Raw genomic sequence first — 4282 nt, forward strand, 5'->3', positions numbered from 1 at the left:
ACGGTCCTCGCGGACGTCACACCCGCCATGGACATCTGGCACGACGAGGTCTTCGGCCCGGTTCTCGCGCTGCGTGCCGTCGACTCGTTCGACGAGGCCGTCGACGCGGTGAACGACTCGGCGTTCGGGCTCGCCGCAGCCGTCTTCACCCGGGACCTGGGCGCCGCGCACCGCTTCGCGGACCGGGCCGAGTGCGGGCAGATCGCCGTCAACCTCACCACTCCCGGCTGGGACGTCCACCACCCCTTCGGCGGGTTCCGGGACTCCGGCTCGCCCTTCAAGGAGCAGGGCGCCGACGCCCTGCGCTTCTACACCCGCGTCAAGACCGTCGCGATCCACTTCGGCGCATGACGCCCGAACCGCCCGCACGTCCGAACAGAACGAGGAGGGGCCGATGGCCGACGAGACGGTAGGCGTCGTAGGCGCAGGCATCGTGGGCCTTGCCACCGCCCGGGAGATCGCCCTGCGCCGCCCCGGCACCCGCGTCGTGGTCCTGGAGAAGGAATCCGGCGTCGCCGCCCACCAGACCGGCCACAACTCCGGTGTCGTCCACGCCGGGATCTACTACACGCCGGGCAGCCTCAAGGCCCGGCTCTGCACCCGCGGTGCCAACCTGCTGCGCGAGTACTGCCAGGACAGATCGCTGCCCTACGAGGAGTCCGGCAAGCTCGTCGTCGCCGWCGGCGACGACGAACTGACCCGGCTGGACGACCTCTACGCCAACGCCCGGGCCAACGACGTGCCCGGCGTGCGCAAGGTGACGGCCGGTGAGATCCGCGACATCGAACCGCACGCCGTGGGCAGGGCGGCGATCCACTCCCCGCGCACCGCCGTCACCGACTACGTCGCCATCGCCCGCGCCTTCGCCGACGACATCGTCGCGGCCGGCGGCGAGGTACGCCTCGGCTTCCCCGTCACCCGCGTCACCCGCCTCGACCGCGGCGGCCTGGAAGTGGCGTCCGGCGACGACATCGTCACCGTGGACCGTCTGGTGCTCTGCGCCGGACTGCACAGCGACACGGTCGCCGAACTCGCCGACGACGGGGCCGAACCCCGGATCATCCCGTTCCGCGGCGAGTACATGACGGTGAGCCCCGACAAGGCCCACATGGTGCGCGGGCTGATCTATCCCGTACCCGATCCGCGCTACCCGTTCCTCGGTGTCCACTTCACCCGGCGGGTCACCGGCGAAGTGGAGGTCGGCCCCAACGCCGTCCTCGCCCTCGCCCGCGAAGGCTACCGTCGCACCCAGGTCGACGTCCGCGAACTCCTGCGCATCGCGGCCTTCCCCGGCACCTGGCACCTGGCCCGGCAGCACTGGCGCACCGGCATCAAGGAGATGCGCGGCTCGCTGTCGTCCCGCGCCTACATGACAGCGGCGAAGCGGTACGTACCGGGCATCGGCGCCGGGGACGTGCGGCGCGGCGGCGCGGGAGTGCGGGCCCAGGCGCTGGGCCGGGACGGGGCGCTCGTCGACGACTTCCGCATCCACCGCGTCGGCGCGGTGACCGTCGTACGCAACGCGCCGTCGCCCGCGGCGACGTCCTCGATGGCGATCGCCGAGCACATCACGGACCACGTCCTCGGTGCCGGTTCCGCCGCCTGAACTCGCGTCTGTACTGCGGCTATTCATGCAACAACAGCTTGCGCGCGTGGATATCGGCAGAGCAGCTCCGGCCGCCTAACGTCTCATCCGTAGCACCCCACCACCCCTCGGAACGAAAGAGGCAACGCCATGTTCGTCGTCGACACCCAGATCCACATCTGGAAGGAAGAGACCCCGGACCGCCCCTGGGTCCCCGGCGCCCGCGAGCGTATCCGCCTCAACGGCCACCGTGAGGAGGCCTTCAGCTACGAGGAGGCGCTCGAGCTGATGGACGAGGCCGGCGTCAACCGGGCACTGATCCTCCCGCCGTCCTGGGAGGGCGACCGGATCGACTACGCACTGGAGGCGTGCGAGGCCCACCCGGACCGCTTCGGCATCATGGCCCGCATCCCGCAGAACAAGCCCGAAGAGGGCACGGCCATGCTGAAGGACTTCGCCCAGAACCCGCACATCAAGGGGACGCGGCTCACCTTCCACCGGCCGCAGGACCGCAACTGGATGATCGACGGCACCAACGACTGGTACTGGCCGATCGCCGAGGAGCTGAAGACCCCCACGATGGTGCACGCTCCGATCTGGAAGAAGGAGCTCGGCGAGATCGCCGGCCGGCACCCCGACCTGAAGATCATCATCGACCACATGGGCATCATGGCCCGCTGCGTCGACGACGCCATCGGGTACTGGGTCCAGGAGACCGCCGACCTGCACCGGCACCCGAACATCTACGTCAAGCTGTCCGCACTGCCGGGCTATTCGACGCAGCCCTTCCCGAACGGCAACATCGAGCAGTACGTGCGCGCGATGGTCGACCGGATGGGACCGCAGCGCTGCTTCTACGGCACGGACATCACCCGCCTCCTCGGCCACGGCATCAGCTACACCGACACGATCGAGCAGTTCACCAAGCACTGGGACTTCACGCCCGAGGAGCTTGAATGGATGATGGGCCGCGGCATCGCCGAGGTCCTCGACTGGCCGATCGAGGGCTGAGGACACACACGAGATGACGGACACCGTGAACACGCCAGGCGCCGACGGCGGGGATGCCTTCGTCTCGGCCTGTACCGCCGTCGGCGCCGACTACATCTTCTGCTCCTCGGGGTCCGAATGGGCCCCGGTGTGGGAGTCCCTGGCCCGCCGGCACCGCGACCGGATCGCCTGCCCCCGCTACCTCGACCTCACCCACGAGACCGTGGCGGTCGGCATGGCCACCGGATACGGCCTCGTCAAGCGGCGGCCGCAGGCCGTGCTGCTGCACGCGGCCCCCGGCCTCCTCCAGGGATCGATGGCCGTCCACGGGGCACTGCTCGCCGGGGTCCCGATGGTGGTCAGCTCCTCGGAGTCGACCACGTACGGGGACGGGGCGGGCCAGGACCCCGGTGGCCAGTGGTACCGCAACCTGTCGATCGTGGGCGGGCCCCACAGCGTGGCGCAGCCGTTCACCAAGTGGTCCAACGAGGCCGCCAGTGTGCACACCCTGCCCACGATGATCACCCGGGCCGCCGAGCTCGCGTGGCGGGCCCCCGCCGGCCCCGCCTACCTGAACATCCCGCTGGAAGTGCTGCTGGAGGAGTGGGACGGGCGCGAGGCCAAGCCCGTCGTCCCGCCGGGCTCGACGCACAGCTCTCCGGAGGAGGCCGATCCGGTCGCGCAGATGATCCGCGAGGCGGTCAGCCCGGTGATCGTCACCGAGACCGCGGGCCGCGAGGCGGGCGGGTTCGAGGCGCTGCTGGCCTTCGCCGAGGCGTGGAACATCCCGGTCGTCGAACCCGACTCCGCGGTCTGCGCCAACTTTCCCCGTACCCATCCGCTGCACGCCGGCAGCGATATCGGGCCGTGGATGGACGAGGCCGACCTCATCCTGCTGGTCAACTGCCGGGCCCCGTTCTACCCGCCGAGCCGCCGCCCCTCGAAGGCGAAGATCGTCGTGATCGACGAGGTGCCCCAGCGCCCGCACGTCGTCTACCAGGTCCTCTTCGCCGACCGCTATCTGGAAGGCAACGTGACGAACACGTTGCGCCAGCTCACCAGGAGGGCGAAGGACCTCGACGAGCCGGCCGTCGCGGCGCGACGCGCGGCCCAGGACGAGCGCCACGCCGCCGAGCGGGCCGCGGCTGCCCTCGCCGAGAGCGGGGCGGAGAAGGCCGAAGGCATCGATCCGGTGCTGGTGGCGGCGACCCTGCGCACCCTGCTCGACGGCCGTGACGCGGTCGTCGTCGATGAGACCATCACCCACAGCCGCACCGTCAGGCGCCATCTGCTCACCGACGCCCCCGACTCCTACTTCTACGTGCAGGGCGGGCTCGGCCAGGGCATGGCGGTCGCGCTGGGCGTCAAACTCGCCGCACCCGACCGGCCCGTCGTCCTCACCATCGGCGACGGCGCCTTCACCTACAACCCGGTCATCCCGTCGTACGACGCCTCGAAGGCGTACGGCGTCCCCGTGCTGGTCGTGGTGTTCAACAACCGTGTCTACAAGTCGATGAACCTCAACCACCGCCGGTTCTACCCCGAGGGCGCCGCCGCGGAGACGGGCGAGTGGCTGGGCACCGATCTGCACCGGCTGCCCCGGCTCGCCGCCTTCGCCGAACCCTTCGGCATGCACACCGAGACCGTCGACACGCCGGACGCACTCGGCCCCGCCCTCGAACGGGCCCTCAAGGCCGTGGCCGCCGG

Annotated in this window: 4 protein-coding genes; all 4 read left to right on the top strand. The window is 70.5% G+C overall.

Annotated elements, in window-relative coordinates:
* Nucleotides 1-351, top strand: a 351-nt coding sequence (locus EAO72_RS41450; RefSeq protein WP_148022545.1) for an aldehyde dehydrogenase family protein, incomplete at its 5' end; no start/stop codon positions are given.
* Between the two features lie 43 nt (nucleotides 352-394).
* Nucleotides 395-1606 carry an L-2-hydroxyglutarate oxidase gene (gene lhgO / locus EAO72_RS41455; protein WP_148022546.1) on the top strand — a complete coding sequence of 404 codons (1212 nt, stop codon included), beginning with the start codon at nucleotides 395-397 and terminating at the stop codon, nucleotides 1604-1606.
* Nucleotides 1607-1735: 129 nt separating this feature from the next.
* Nucleotides 1736-2596 (top strand): amidohydrolase family protein, encoded by an 861-nt coding sequence (locus EAO72_RS41460; protein ID WP_148022547.1) that lies wholly within the window; start codon nucleotides 1736-1738, stop codon nucleotides 2594-2596.
* 13 nt (nucleotides 2597-2609) lie between these two features.
* The coding region (locus EAO72_RS41465) for a thiamine pyrophosphate-dependent enzyme (RefSeq protein WP_148022548.1) at nucleotides 2610-4282 on the top strand (1673 nt) is incomplete at its 3' end.

It is taken from the genome of Streptomyces sp. OR43 (assembly GCF_008042275.1).
GTDB lineage: Bacteria > Actinomycetota > Actinomycetes > Streptomycetales > Streptomycetaceae > Streptomyces.

Excerpts from the sequence above, each read along its gene's own strand:
- EAO72_RS41460 (WP_148022547.1), top strand. The coding sequence starts at position 1,736 with ATGTTCGTCGTCGACACCCAGATCCACATCTGGAAGGAAGAGACCCCG.